Genomic DNA, 13,103 nt, shown 5'->3' with positions numbered 1-13,103 from the left:
TGTTCTTCGACTTTTATACTCTGTTTTTTCTTTTCAGGCTTACTGCTGTTACTGCAGCGCCACCTGTCGCAAACAGTAATAATCCTGCCCACAAAATTAAGCTGCTGTTGTCTCCAGTCGTTGGAATGTCAGAAAGGGGTACATCAGCATCGGAAATATCTGTCATCGGCTCATCCGGCGTATCTGGCGTATCCGCAAGAGGCGGCTCTTCTTCCGGCAAATCTGCAAGCGGTGGCTCTTCTTCCGGTAAACCTGCAAGAGGCGGCTCTTCATCATCAATATCTACAGACGTATCCGCGCCATCTGTATCATCTAAATCCGGAAGTTCCGGTGTTGTGCCCGGCTCACTTGGTCCAGGCTGCTCCGGTGTTGGCACTGGAGTCGGCTCCACTGGCTTCGGCTGCTCCGGTTCCGGCGTTACACCCGGTTTTTCTGGATCAGGTGTTACAGTTGGTTCATCCGGCTGCTCTGGTGTAACACCTGGTTCTTCTGGATCAGGCGTTACAGTTGGTTTATCTGGCTGCTCTGGCGTTACACCCGGTTCTTCTGGATCTGGTGTTACAACGCCCGGTGATTCCACACTGCCATAAGAATCATATGGGTCATAAGCATCATAAGAACCATAGAGTCCCTCAATACTGTCATCTGCGAAAACAACCGTCCCCGCTATTACAAACATAAACAAAAGGGCGGCAGCGCAAAAAAGTTTTTTTAGTCCACTATTAAATACCATTTTGGTCGCTCCTTTACTTTTTTCTTATAATTTATACCTCTATTATAAACATCGCCGGTTAGTTTTTTGTTATATGGTCGTTATATAATAAAAAAATCCGGACTTTTTTTCAAAAAGTCCAGATTTTTTTTCTAACCATTTTTCAAATCTTATACGCTCTGCCACCTGATAACTTTTTTCTGAATCCATGTCACCAAGGCAGAGAGCAAAGTTACCACAAAAGCCACCACCATGATACCGGCAATAACCTTTGTGTAATTTCCGTAAGTGTTATAATTTACAATGTAATAACCCATTCCTACAGTGGAGCCCATCATCTCAGCAAAGGTCAGCATCATCACTGCTGTCGTCATGGTGACCCGAAGTCCTTTGACAATACCCGGAATAGAGTAAGGCAACAGGATTTCGAAAATCATGGAAAAGCTTTTAAGTTCCAATGACCTCGCCGAATCGATAATATTTTTGTCGATTGATTCCACAGAAATAATCGTCTTTAAAAAGGTTGGCCAAAAAATTCCAAGAATAATAACCACCACAGAGGCACTGCGAAAGCTGGGCATAAGTGCAATGACATAAGGAGCAAAGACTACCGATGGAATCGGTGCCAGCACATTCGCAATTGGGTAAAACACTTCTTTCAGCCGCTTATGCCAGCCGCAAATCAGTCCCAAAAGCGTGCCACAGGCAAGTCCTACCAGCACACCGAGCAGAAGAATTTCCATAGAAGAAAGGATTCCTACTCCCATTTCCAAATAGTCCGTCCGAAAAGCATGGAACACGTTTTCTGGTGCCGGAATCAATACGGGATGACAAAGATTCAACTTAGTCACCATGATTTCCCAAATCAGAAACAGTGCCCATAAAATGGAAATAATGTCCGACGCCGAATCTCTCTTATTCGGAAAACGGACCAGCCTGTAAAGATAATATCCCTCCATCAATGCCGCCGCGCACAAAAAAGAAACATAGCTTTCCGTTGCCTTTTGGGCAGGAAGTAATATCGTTACGATGAGCGCAAAAAGCAGCAGATGGCTGATAACAATAGACATGCGTGTTTTCTTTATCATTCGTACCACCTCGCAAGCTCCGCTTTCAGGCTCAAACAGTCCACCTGTCCCAGTTCGTCACAACAGCAGCTGTTGATCTGGCTGTCGATGTATTTTTCCTGCGCCACTTTGCCATCTTTGATAAACACGATACGGCTAGCCATAATCATAGCTTCCTCTAAATCATGGGTCACAAAAATGACGGTCTTTTTTTCCTCACCGTTTTCCCATAGCTGGTGCAAAAGCTGCTGCAGCTCTTTTCTGATCTTGGTATCCAGCGCCCCAAAAGGCTCGTCTAAAAGCAGAAAAGGTGAATCCATTGCCAGAGCTCTTGCAATGGCTGTTCTCTGACGCATGCCGCCAGAAAGCTGGTAAGGGTATTTATCTACTGCATCTGCCAGCCCTGCCTTTTCCAGAAAATAGACTGCCCTCTGCTCCATCTCTTCCTTAGAAAAACGATCCGTTTTTTTCATGGCAAAGAGAACATTTTTCTTCACTGTCATCCATGGAAACAAAGAATACTGCTGAAAGACAATAGTCCGGTCCGCTGACGGACCGGCTAGTTCTTTTTCATCTATATAAATTTTGCCTGTCTGCGGCCGATCCAGCCCTGCTGCAAGACGCAGCAGGGTCGACTTTCCACATCCGGAGTGTCCGATTACGCAGAGGAACTCCCCGTCTTTTATATCTAGGCAAAGATCGCTGAGCACTTTACTGTCTCCCCCAGGATAAGTAAAATCCACGTGTTCAAATCTTATCATAATTAGTTATTCGCCTCAAATTCTTCTAGTAATGTTTCATAGATGTCTTTGTTTTCACCCTCGGCAATGAGGTATTTCAACGCGTCCTCATAGATGGACGTATCGATGTAATCGTTGATATCGTACTGAGTATTTGCATCGATATCACCGTTAGCTTTCATAACTTCATAGAAATCAGCTACTTTTTTCTTGTTCGGATCAAGAGATACCTTCATGGCATTCTTATATGCGTCAGTGCCGTACATAATCGCCTCTACATAGGCGGCATCCTGTCCGGAATATTTAACCAATGCTTCAATGCTGGCTTCTTTATCGTTTAAGAAAGTGGCGTATCCCCTCAGCGCAGCCATTTCAAACCTTACCAGCGCATCTCTCTTGGTTTCGATTGCTGTTCTTGATGTAGTCTGTCTGCAGCAAGGGAAATCACTTTCAAAGTCACCCACCTGGAAACCAATATGTGCGCCGGTCTGTTCTGCAACATAACCGTAACCGCTGTTTACCATACCAATATCCACTTCACCTTTGTTCACCGCTTCAACGATAGACTGGGAAGAATCCAAATAGATAAACTCTGCATTAACCCCTGCTTCTCTGAGAAGACCTTTCATAATCATATGACCGGTTTCCATTCTGAAACAGCCGAATTTCTTTCCTTCAAACTGAGAAAGCTCTGTATACTTCTCGTCACCCTTTACGATACCTTCGCTGCCCTCAGAAATGGTTCCGCCAAAGATAACAACATCAGTACCCTGAGAAATAAATGAACAGCTAGGAATTGAACCAAACGGTAAAATATCCAGTTTATCCATGCTGACAGCAGTCAGACCGTCCGGCAGAGAATTAATCTTCTCAAACTGCACATCAATACCGGCTTCGTCAAAATATCCCAGCTCCTCTGCAATTATAATGCAAGCAGTTTTAATGTCCTTACCAATCATGCCGACCTTCAAGGTTACAACTTCTTCTGCTTCACCAATCTTCTCGCCTTCATCGCTTCCGCACGCTGTTAAAGCCAGTGCAGAGCAAATCATTGCCAGGCAAAGAATCACAGATAATATTTTCTTTTTCATCACTTGTTCCTCTCTGTTTCTTTATTAGACTTCATCAACTACAAGTGATGGTACTATGACTTTTCAAAAAAATCAATAGGACTAAGTCAACTACTCGAAATTCTCCAAAAGATAGAAAAAATTCTACCAAAACCGACTTGCCGCTTCAAAAAGAGCCTCTCTTTCCTCTTCGCTAGCTCCCATTCTCCGGCAAATATCCGTCAGCTCCTCTTTTGAAAAGACAAAACCGTCTTCTGTGCAGAGCTTTGTAAACTGGTCTTTTCTGATACCGGTCTGTCCGAAAGACATCTCACCGGAGGTGATTTTTCTATCGTACAGCCGGAAAAATAATTGTTTGAATGTCATGCTTTCTCCCTCCATTTCTATTCACTTCTTCTGCTATTCTGCCTAACGCCTGAAATAAATTCTCGTGTTATGGAAAATCACCCTTTGTCTCACATAAAAAAATCCTAAAATACGCAAAACTTTCGCAGCGAATTAAAAGCAGCCCTTAGCTTCAATTTATCTAAAAAACATATAAATCATCATTTTTCCACAGTCAGAAAACAACTATCTGGTGATATGCCTCAGATCTTTTCTTTTTTCATCACCGTCTTCTTCCTTGTAAAGAAAGAAGACAGTTTGTCCGGCGCACCTGAATCGAATGAACCTCTTATAAAATCGCCTCGTCAAGAATAATAGTAAAAGGACCGTCGTTGAGCAGGGATACTTTCATCTCTGCGCCGAATTCTCCGGTTTCCACCACCGGCACGACCTTTCTGCATTCTTCCACAATGTAGTCATAAAGGGCTTCGGCTTCCGCTGGTGCGCCGGCGTCCACAAAGCTGGGGCGGTTGCCCTTTTTGCAGTTTGCGTAAAGGGTGAACTGGGATATGAGCAAAAGCTGACCGTCTACATCGGCAAGAGACAAATTGGTCTTGCCGTTTTCGTCTTCGAAGATTCGAAGCCCCAGTAGTTTCTTGATGTACTTGTCCGCAATTTCTTTGGTATCTTCTTTCCCTACGCCGATTAGCACCAGAAACCCTTTGTCAATTTTTCCCTTTATCTGATTATCTATAGTCACCGCCGCTTCCGTGACACGCTGAATTACAAATTTCATGTTTTTTCCTCCGTGTAAAATAAAATAGTCAATCTCTCAGACCTCTAAAACAATATAACCTGTTTCATCAAAATCATCAATACTGTTTTGTATTTTTTATTACATCATTCTCCCGCTTTGAAGTTGTACAGTGGTTTCAGTCTATCTAACGTATTTCACATGTCTGAGTTTTCTTCGTCAGGAAATAGGATTCGCATATAATTCCGCCGTGCATATAAAATACGGTCAATGTAAATGTCCTGCCCTGAAATGCGATAAAAGATTAAATACATGCCGATTACTAAAAAACGGTATTCACTTTCTGTATCAATGATAGATGACAAAGATGCGCCAATTTCTGCAAAGTCCTCTAACCTACTCACTTTATTAATAATTTTATCAACCGTTTTTGCTGCCGCATCCACGCTGCATAAATCAAAACTGATATAATCCCAAATCTCATCAAGATCTTTCAATGCTTCTGGTGAATAGTGCAGTTTATTTCCCATTTGCTCTCATCTTGAAATGTGCTTTCACATCATCGGCCGAAAGCCATCCCTTTTCCTCTCCCGAATTCTTACCCCGCGCAAGCTCGTTCATCAAAGCTATGGTTGCCTGCATTTTTTCAAAGTCCCGCATATCCACAATCGCATAGCGGCCTCTGCCATTTTTGGTAAGAAAAACAGGCGCGCCAACCGAAACGTCTCGCAGTACTTCACTGTAGTTTCGCAAGTCGGAAATCGGTTTAATATTTGGCATATAAATCAGCTCCTTTCATCGCTTTCATCATACACTATTTTGCTGTAAAATTCAACAGCAAAAATTACAGCAGATAGCGTAAGCACATAAAGTAGCAGTATGCATTACGTGAGATTGCATAGTCTGCACAGTAGTTATTCACCTGCTGACCGCTGGCTTTACAATCCTGGATGATACTTGGGTCACTGTTGAAGTTTAATATTTTTCGTTACAGTTTGAATTTCGTTGATAGATACCCCTCCGAGTTTAGAAAGTGCGCAAAGTTGACAAAGTTTTTCAACTAGAGCTATTATCTCAAAAATTCAGGTTGTGTGAAGACCTGCGGTGCTTTACCATTTATGTAAATACATAACGGCATCAATTTGATGCCGCTACTCACCTGCTTTTTAAGTTGTTCAGAATTACTTGTAAGATTACACTACTCTCAAACCGCCGTAAAAAAACGTGATGGCGTTTATAAGTTTGACTACCATATGAAATTACACTACTCTCAAACAATCGCTTACAGTGCTCTCTTCAATCTCATGTTTGACTACCATATGAAATTACACTACTCTCAAACTCTTTGTCTGCTTTATCTTCCATTTTCTACGTTTGACTACCATATGAAATTACACTACTCTCAAACAAATCTTGATTGCGCTTCTGATTTGGGTGAGTTTGACTACCATATGAAATTACACTACTCTCAAACAGCAAGCGCAGGAGCTTTTACAGAAGCGAAGTTTGACTACCATATGAAATTACACTACTCTCAAACAGGTTTATTGATTCGACATAATAAAAATCAGTTTGACTACCATATGAAATTACACTACTCTCAAACTGATAAAATCATTTGATTTTACTACTAATTGTTTGACTACCATATGAAATTACACTACTCTCAAACAGCGTCGTTGTCAGGTTTAAAATGATATCAGTTTGACTACCATATGAAATTACACTACTCTCAAACAAGCCGCGTTTCTTTCTCCGCAAGTTCGTCGTTTGACTACCATATGAAATTACACTACTCTCAAACTAAGTTCTGAGATATAATTACGTTCCTCAAGTTTGACTACCATATGAAATTACACTACTCTCAAACTTCGAGGGTTGTAATAGTCTGACCGCCCTGGTTTGACTACCATATGAAATTACACTACTCTCAAACTTCGAGGGTTGTAATAGTCTGACCGCCCTGGTTTGACTACCATATGAAATTACACTACTCTCAAACTTATAGTGTCCGCTCTACCTGCTTTAGACAGTTTGACTACCATATGAAATTACACTACTCTCAAACAAAAATCATGGTGTCAATTGGTTCAGTTGGGTTTGACTACCATATGAAATTACACTACTCTCAAACCTCAATTCTCAAGCACAGGCCACTACGCCCTCGTATCCATATGGTAAAACACTAGTGTATTTCACATAAATCTTTATCAATTATATACTCTTTTTTTATTTTTGGCAAACGCAACTGTCTGTTTTCTACAAATACAATGCACAAATCATAATGTGCTACCGCTTTTTCTATATGTTCATAATCCTCTTCATCTAAATATCCACTGCAATTTGCAATGATAAAGAGTTCCTTCTTTAGCAGTTTGTGCATGACAATCATATAATCTATCAGTTTTTCAACATATAATCCTGCCGGATCGGTCAAATGTACGCCGCAGTTTTTTAGAATATCCGAGACTGCAAAATCCGAATTATACTCGATTTCATAATCCGCGGCAAAACGCAGTTTCTCCAGCACCCCAAAGAGACTTCCGTAAATCTCACTAAGTTCAGAAACCAACTCCTGTTCCTGCGCAGCCGCCTCAAGCTCGGCAAAGAGCTTCTTTGAAATTTCTTTTTTCGCAAATGTCAAATCAAACGGGGATATAACAAGATCGCAGCACTTGATAAGCTCCAATTCTTTCTCGTCTTCCGAAAGGGCAAAAGCTGAGCACTCCTTTCCAAGCTGTCCGTGAAGACTTACAAGAAAATGTTCAAAAATAGCAGGACTTTCAAGGATAATTGAAAAAAGACCGCCTCTTTTCAATTCTATGGTAAAATTCAATTCGTAATACGTCAGTCTCATAATACTATCACCCTGTCATCTGAATCCACAATTGTATTTTGACCGCTTCCGACGACGAACTCCATTCTGTTATACTGTTTTTCCGTAATTACTAGCATTTGCACCAAACCCCGCGCAGGTTTATTGCTTCTGACCGCCTGCACGATTCCATCAGCAACCGTAGTATTCAGCGCTAGCTTGCAGTAAACACTTTCCTGCATCATCAGAAATCCTTTTTTGATTAAAAACTTGCGAAAATTCCTGTATTCTCTCTTATCTTCCAGAGATTCTGTCGGCAAGTCAAAAAATACAATTACTCTCATATATCTATAGCTCATCTCTATAAAATCTAATCAGCGATATATCGCCTTCATTGAGTGCGTCAAACAAACTCCTGCAGTATATCTTAATCGCATTGCTGACATAATGATATTTTCCGTCAATTTCCACGTTCTCACTGAGAAGATACACCAGCTCCATCTTCTCTTCCCGTTCAAATTTGACCGGTGACATTTCCCAGACTTTTTTATCCACCAGTATTCTGAACGGTTCCATGAAATCCGACGCCAGATTGAACTGGTTAAACATATTATCGTGAAAAAGTCCCAGCTGGGTCATATAGCCGCTGGCTGTAATTTCACGATTAAAATAGGAAAGCAGAATGCCATACCCATAGTTCAGCGCAGCATTGACTGAGTTTTCCTGACTTCTGGAAAAATCCATTCCAAATAACGCATTGAAGTAAACCTTCGCGGCATGACCTTCTCGATTGGTTTCATCTCCAAAAGAAAGTTCTTTTATATACTGTTTCAGCGTATCCGCCTGCTGGTAGCAGCCTCTTTCTTCCAAATGTAATGCCTGCTTGCGAATTTTTTCTGCAACAATTTCTGTCCAAACAGCTTTCTTGCTGCTGTCGCTCCATCCGATCTGTCTTTTTATCTTGATACTGGTATCATGACTGCCGTAGTAAGGCAACAGTTCTGAGTGAGGATTATGCTGTTCATCGCAGAAAATCACTTTCACCTTTCGCTTGGTCAGTTCACACAGCAGTACCACCGTAAGGGATACTGCTGTGGATTCAATCATCAGAAGACCGATTTCACTCAAGTGAACGCGCTTCGTCTCGTCCTGCTTTCTGACAACCAGGTAGTCCATCTTGTAGTCAAGCTTTGCGCAGCCTGTAATCACAACCGTCCGCCAGCTCATATCAAAGCTCGATTCTGTTTTCAAAGAGACCGGTGACAGACTGATTGACAAGGATTAACTTGCTCTTGCCAGCGGTATTTTTATTGACCGAAATACTTCCAGCATTCGCACTTCCTCCCACGGAAGTCAAATCTGCTTTCGTATTAATATCACAGCGAACCATATTCAGGATTTGGTTGATTACTCTTGCCTTATCTCTTAAGGATAACTGCAAAAACCTTTCTCCGCCTACCTCCAGCGTTTTCCACTGATTAGCAGGTCTCTTCTCATACACCGTCTTCAGTTTTTCCGTCAAAATATCGTAAAGATTGATTAAGCTTTCCTCACTCAGTTTGTCCCTCTTTTCATCTACATCAAACTGTACGTTCTTCTCCAGATACTTTTCGATATGGCGTATCAGTTCTTCACAGAAATCCAGCTTGGGTTGTAAACTATTTTTAAATAATATATTTTTAGAATCTACACCCCGAATTCTCATCGGATATCCATCCACGCGAATCAGTGCATTCTTCTTGATACAACCGCGAAGAATGCTTACATTTTTCAAGCCCTTTATCTTCGTGCAGTACTCCAGGTAAGCGTCCGGCTTGTGCGGCAGCATATTTGCAACATAAATAGGCACTTCCATGATGTTCCTGATTCGTTCACCCTTCTTTCCGTCAAACTCGATAAACGCAAAATACGAGGTATTCGGGCTCTTGTATCCGCCATACTTTTCCGGATCCAGGCCAGCCTTTAGCGGTATGTTTGCACCTTCAGTTTTCTTAGCAATAGTCGCATTAAACAGTTCCCCTTTTTCGCAGTAAGTGTGCTCCGTATATAAAATATTATTCTGTTTCACGATTTTCCTGATACGATCCAGGGTTCCGCCAAACTTATCACCGTCTGCATTGCGTTTTTTCCCATTGCCTTCCGGTGCTTCCCAAATGCAGGCATTTCCGCGATAAACATCAAAATCGAAAACTCTGTTCATGTGATAGTTCTTCTCTTTTTGATTTTTTAGCCATGTTCTTGGATTAGATGTGAATCTTGCGTCATACACATCACCAGCAACGATATTCAAGTAAGCGTCCTTCGCATGATGATAATCGTTTACCCTTCTTGACTTCAGGATATTAAGATCCCTTTGTCTGAACTGCGACACAATCCCTGCTTTCACTGGAATGACTCTTGTTGTATCGTACATTCTGTTCAGAAGATCAACAACTGCTTTCGAGGACTGTCGTGTTTCAACCATTTGCCGATTGATAAATCCAGCCAGTTCATCATCCGAAAAATCATCTTTCCTAGTCAGTCGTTCGTACTTCTTCCTTGTGATTAATCCCATTTTCAGCAGGCTGTCCCAGAATGGTTTCTGCTTCCTCTGAATCTCTTCAGAAATCATTTCATTACTCTTTTTAGCATTGAATTCTTTCTTCACTAAAACCAAATTATCCAAGCTGTCATCTTTTATTTTAGACTGCGGATAGATGTGGTCTCTATCCCAGCGGGCATTCGCCGTCATCAGCTGGTCTATGCTGATCTGCTCTCCCGTATACATACACCTTCCCATCTGCGTATAGTAAAGATAGAGTTTCATGCTATTGAAGTCACGTTCATCACGGTCTTCGATTTCCTTCGCCCAGTCACGCCCGTCTGCCTCGCAGCCTTCATAAAGGGCAAGGAGCCTTGCCTTTCTGGACACGGTTCTCTGCTTGTCATTATCCTCGCCTCTCGCCAATTCTACAAAAATCTTATCGGGCTCACTTCCCATGACTTTTTTAATTTCCTCTACAATCTGGATACTCTGCCAAATAGCCCGTTTTACCGCCGGCGATACATATAAATCTTTCACCAGCGCATCATAACTGATTTCCGTGACTTTTCCGGTTAATTCACCGTTAATTTTGTCGATTTCTTCCTTAAAAGTAAACCGGTTGCTAAGGAGCTGCATCAAATTGCAGTTTGTATGCCATAGCGCTTCTATAATGGTAAAAGACTCTCCCGTATCCTTATCAACACCTTCTACACCGCACAAAAACTTTTTAGAGAAATTGCCCCAACCACTATAATGAAGCCTGCGAACCGCTTTTAGCTGATCTGCATTTAATTCACTCGGATACTTTCTCTCGATAATTTTCATCAGTATGCTGTTGTCATCATCATAGATTGTTTTCCATCTTATAATGTCTTCCACCATAGACTTTACACGATCCTCGGCAATTCTTTCGCCAAATACCTGCTTTTCAAAATCCAGATAAGACGACAGATTTGCTTTAAAATCTTCATCAAAGCCGCTGAGATCTTCAAACTGCAAATCACGGTCGCTTTCTCTAAGGTAATTAAGAAGCTGCTTTCCCTTTACTTTCGTATGGGTTTTGAAAACATGGTTAAAAATATCCTGTTTCAACCCAACACTGATTTCTCTTCCTCTAATTCTAAGGTTATTCAGTTCATTCAAAACCATGTACCGGCTGTACAGCAAGGAATTTTTCGCAACTACATCTTCACCAATCAAATATGTACATTTATTTGTCATACGACGAATAAATTCTTCATTGGAGGCTTCTCTGTCAACTTTTTCATCAAAATTCCAAGGATAGATTTTTCCTTGCCCATCGTTTTTTCTTACAATCCAGGCATTTGCTCCCGTCTCTTTGTGCCGATCACTGAGCGGTCCTACATAATATGGCACTCTGAATGAGAAAATACACTTTATCTTTTCCGATACAGTTAAATTGTCCGCACCCTTTTCCCTTAAAAAGACAAGATAGTTTTCTGCATTTTCCAGTATTTTCACAAGCTCCGCCAGATGAATCTGATTTGGAACAGCGCCATTATCCTTGCTGCGCTGCAGTGGAAGCATTCTCTTTAATTCCGCCTGCTGCAGCAGTTCTTCCCAAACAATGCGGTCATTTTCCTCTACCTGCATCTGTTGCAAAAGCTTTTTTAATTCTTTGTAAAAATCATCTTCTGCGCACCTCTTTACATCGATTTTTTTTCCTCTGGTCTTTACGCTGCCGATATAACTTGCATAATTAACTTTTCCGCTGCAATCGTCAAAGAACTGCCTATACACTTTCTTAGTGCAGTACTTTTTCATCAATTTCCGCAGCTTGCTCAAATTATTTTTGTGCACTTCGTAGTGCTTCACCTTTGCAAAAGAAAAGTATTCCTGCCCATCTAAAACATCTGCCAAAACACTCCAATCATACACTGCTTTCATGCGATCGATGATAAAAATCTTGTCCGCTATGGCACTTTCCAGGCTTGGTCTTACACTCTCATCATAGCTGGCATCAGAAAAGCTGAATGACGTTTTCTCCAGTTCTGTAAGCTCTTCTTCAAAAATTTTCGCCAGGTCACCTTTGTTTCCTACAATAAATTTGCAGATTGCATCTATCGCTGCTTTTCTGCGTTTGGTTTCGTCCTTAATATATTCACCTTCATCTACTGTCAGAATACTGCTGAGGCGCTTTGCTTTTGCACTCTTTGCCAGCTTTTTATCTCTTAAAACATCTTCAAAGCTCTCTTTGCTTTCAACAGAAACTCCGATAGCAAGTTCTGTCTCAATCATATCAATCAGCTGTTCAAAGACCGCACCAAATTCAGTGGCGCGGCTAAGATCGCCATCGATGAGAAAATGACCTCTGTTTTTCAGGATATGATGAATTGCCAAATAAATCAGCCTGATATCATGTTCTTTCGGATTCTCCATCAGATCTTTTCTCAGGTGAAAGATTGTTGGATACTGTTTATAATAGTTGATGTCTGAATAGCTATCATCGGTAAACAACGGATACTTTTCCTGTACCTGCTTGTCCTCCATATGCAGTCTGCTCTCGTTAAGTCTAAGAAAAAATGTCGGATCAACTTTTGCCATCTCTTCCGCAAAGAGTTCCTGCAGCAGATTAATTCTCTGCTTCTTTCTCTGCAGTCTTCTTCTGGCTGTTCTTTTCCCGCGTCTTTCTTCTGCAGTCTTTCCTCTCTCAAAGAGCCGGATACCCCACATATCTTTCTTTTTAAATCTACACAGGTTATACTTTTCATCTGTTACTGCCCAGCCTACTGAGTTTGTGCCAATGTCCATTCCTACATAATACTTATTCATACTTTTCCCTTCCCATGTTGACAAATTGCAAATACTATAGTAGAATAAATTCATCTCAAATGACTACCATATGAGATTACACTACAGGTTCAAATAAAGAACTTTTCTAATCGCCCTTTGGGCTCCACATGATGTGGATAAACTCGCAGCTGCGAGTTTTTTCTTTTGCAAAAAAGTAGCAATATAAGCTATATATTGAGTTTGAATTTATATTTAAACTTATTATACCACATCTGATTTACTCAGACCATATAAATTTCAAGCTGAAACAGCGCACCCAATTATCGTCGGGTGCGCTGTTTCA

General features: G+C 41.2%; 12 protein-coding genes and 1 CRISPR repeat array. All 12 genes read right to left on the bottom strand.

Features of this window, described 5'->3' with window-relative positions; genetic code table 11:
• Positions 1-13 precede the first annotated feature (13 nt).
• The 12 genes from V1225_RS06855 to cas9 all read right to left on the bottom strand — a co-directional run bounded on the left by V1225_RS06855 (position 14) and on the right by cas9 (position 12,799).
• Positions 14-733: a hypothetical protein gene (locus V1225_RS06855; protein ID WP_161908726.1), complete on the bottom strand. Its 720-nt coding sequence runs from the start codon at positions 731-733 to the stop codon at positions 14-16.
• Between the two features lie 149 nt (positions 734-882).
• A complete protein-coding gene (locus V1225_RS06850; RefSeq protein ID WP_160200643.1) occupies positions 883-1,800 on the bottom strand; it encodes an ABC transporter permease subunit in 918 nt (305 codons plus the stop codon).
• Positions 1,797-2,540 (bottom strand): ABC transporter ATP-binding protein, encoded by a 744-nt coding sequence (locus V1225_RS06845; protein WP_161908724.1) that lies wholly within the window; start codon positions 2,538-2,540, stop codon positions 1,797-1,799. The genes V1225_RS06850 and V1225_RS06845 overlap by 4 nt, the downstream gene beginning before the upstream one ends.
• 2 nt (positions 2,541-2,542) lie before the next feature.
• Positions 2,543-3,610, bottom strand: coding sequence for an ABC transporter substrate-binding protein (locus tag V1225_RS06840; protein WP_161908723.1), 1,068 nt, complete (start codon positions 3,608-3,610; stop codon positions 2,543-2,545).
• A 123-nt stretch (positions 3,611-3,733) separates the two neighbouring features.
• On the bottom strand, positions 3,734-3,955 hold the full coding sequence (locus V1225_RS06835) for a hypothetical protein (protein ID WP_160200646.1): 222 nt from the start codon (positions 3,953-3,955) through the stop codon (positions 3,734-3,736).
• 307 nt (positions 3,956-4,262) lie between these two features.
• The gene (gene dtd / locus V1225_RS06830; RefSeq protein WP_160200647.1) at positions 4,263-4,709 is read right to left on the bottom strand and encodes a D-aminoacyl-tRNA deacylase; all 447 of its coding nucleotides are present in this window, start codon (positions 4,707-4,709) and stop codon (positions 4,263-4,265) included.
• A gap of 155 nt (positions 4,710-4,864) precedes the next feature.
• A complete protein-coding gene (locus V1225_RS06825) occupies positions 4,865-5,197 on the bottom strand; it encodes a type II toxin-antitoxin system RelE/ParE family toxin (RefSeq protein WP_160200648.1) in 333 nt (110 codons plus the stop codon).
• Positions 5,187-5,447: a type II toxin-antitoxin system prevent-host-death family antitoxin gene (locus V1225_RS06820; protein WP_160200649.1), complete on the bottom strand. Its 261-nt coding sequence runs from the start codon at positions 5,445-5,447 to the stop codon at positions 5,187-5,189. Before V1225_RS06820 ends, V1225_RS06825 begins: the two co-directional genes overlap by 11 nt.
• Positions 5,448-5,841: 394 nt before the next feature.
• A CRISPR array of direct repeats spans positions 5,842-6,801; the repeat unit is 36 nt; unit sequence GTTTGACTACCATATGAAATTACACTACTCTCAAAC.
• 51 nt (positions 6,802-6,852) lie between these two features.
• Entirely contained in the window at positions 6,853-7,524 is a 672-nt protein-coding gene (gene csn2, locus V1225_RS06815; RefSeq protein WP_160200650.1) for a type II-A CRISPR-associated protein Csn2, read from the bottom strand.
• The gene (cas2, locus tag V1225_RS06810; RefSeq protein ID WP_160200651.1) at positions 7,521-7,826 is read right to left on the bottom strand and encodes a CRISPR-associated endonuclease Cas2; all 306 of its coding nucleotides are present in this window, start codon (positions 7,824-7,826) and stop codon (positions 7,521-7,523) included. Before cas2 ends, csn2 begins: the two co-directional genes overlap by 4 nt.
• A 4-nt stretch (positions 7,827-7,830) precedes the next feature.
• On the bottom strand, positions 7,831-8,709 hold the full coding sequence (gene cas1, locus V1225_RS06805; RefSeq protein ID WP_338548054.1) for a type II CRISPR-associated endonuclease Cas1: 879 nt from the start codon (positions 8,707-8,709) through the stop codon (positions 7,831-7,833).
• Position 8,710: 1 nt separating this feature from the next.
• The gene (gene cas9, locus V1225_RS06800) at positions 8,711-12,799 is read right to left on the bottom strand and encodes a type II CRISPR RNA-guided endonuclease Cas9 (protein ID WP_160200652.1); all 4,089 of its coding nucleotides are present in this window, start codon (positions 12,797-12,799) and stop codon (positions 8,711-8,713) included.
• Positions 12,800-13,103: the final 304 nt, after the last annotated feature.

It is taken from the genome of Emergencia sp. JLR.KK010 (genome assembly GCF_037018265.1).
GTDB classification, from domain to species: Bacteria; Bacillota; Clostridia; order Peptostreptococcales; family Anaerovoracaceae; genus Senimuribacter; species Senimuribacter intestinalis.
This window is presented reverse-complemented; position numbering and strand designations above follow the sequence as displayed.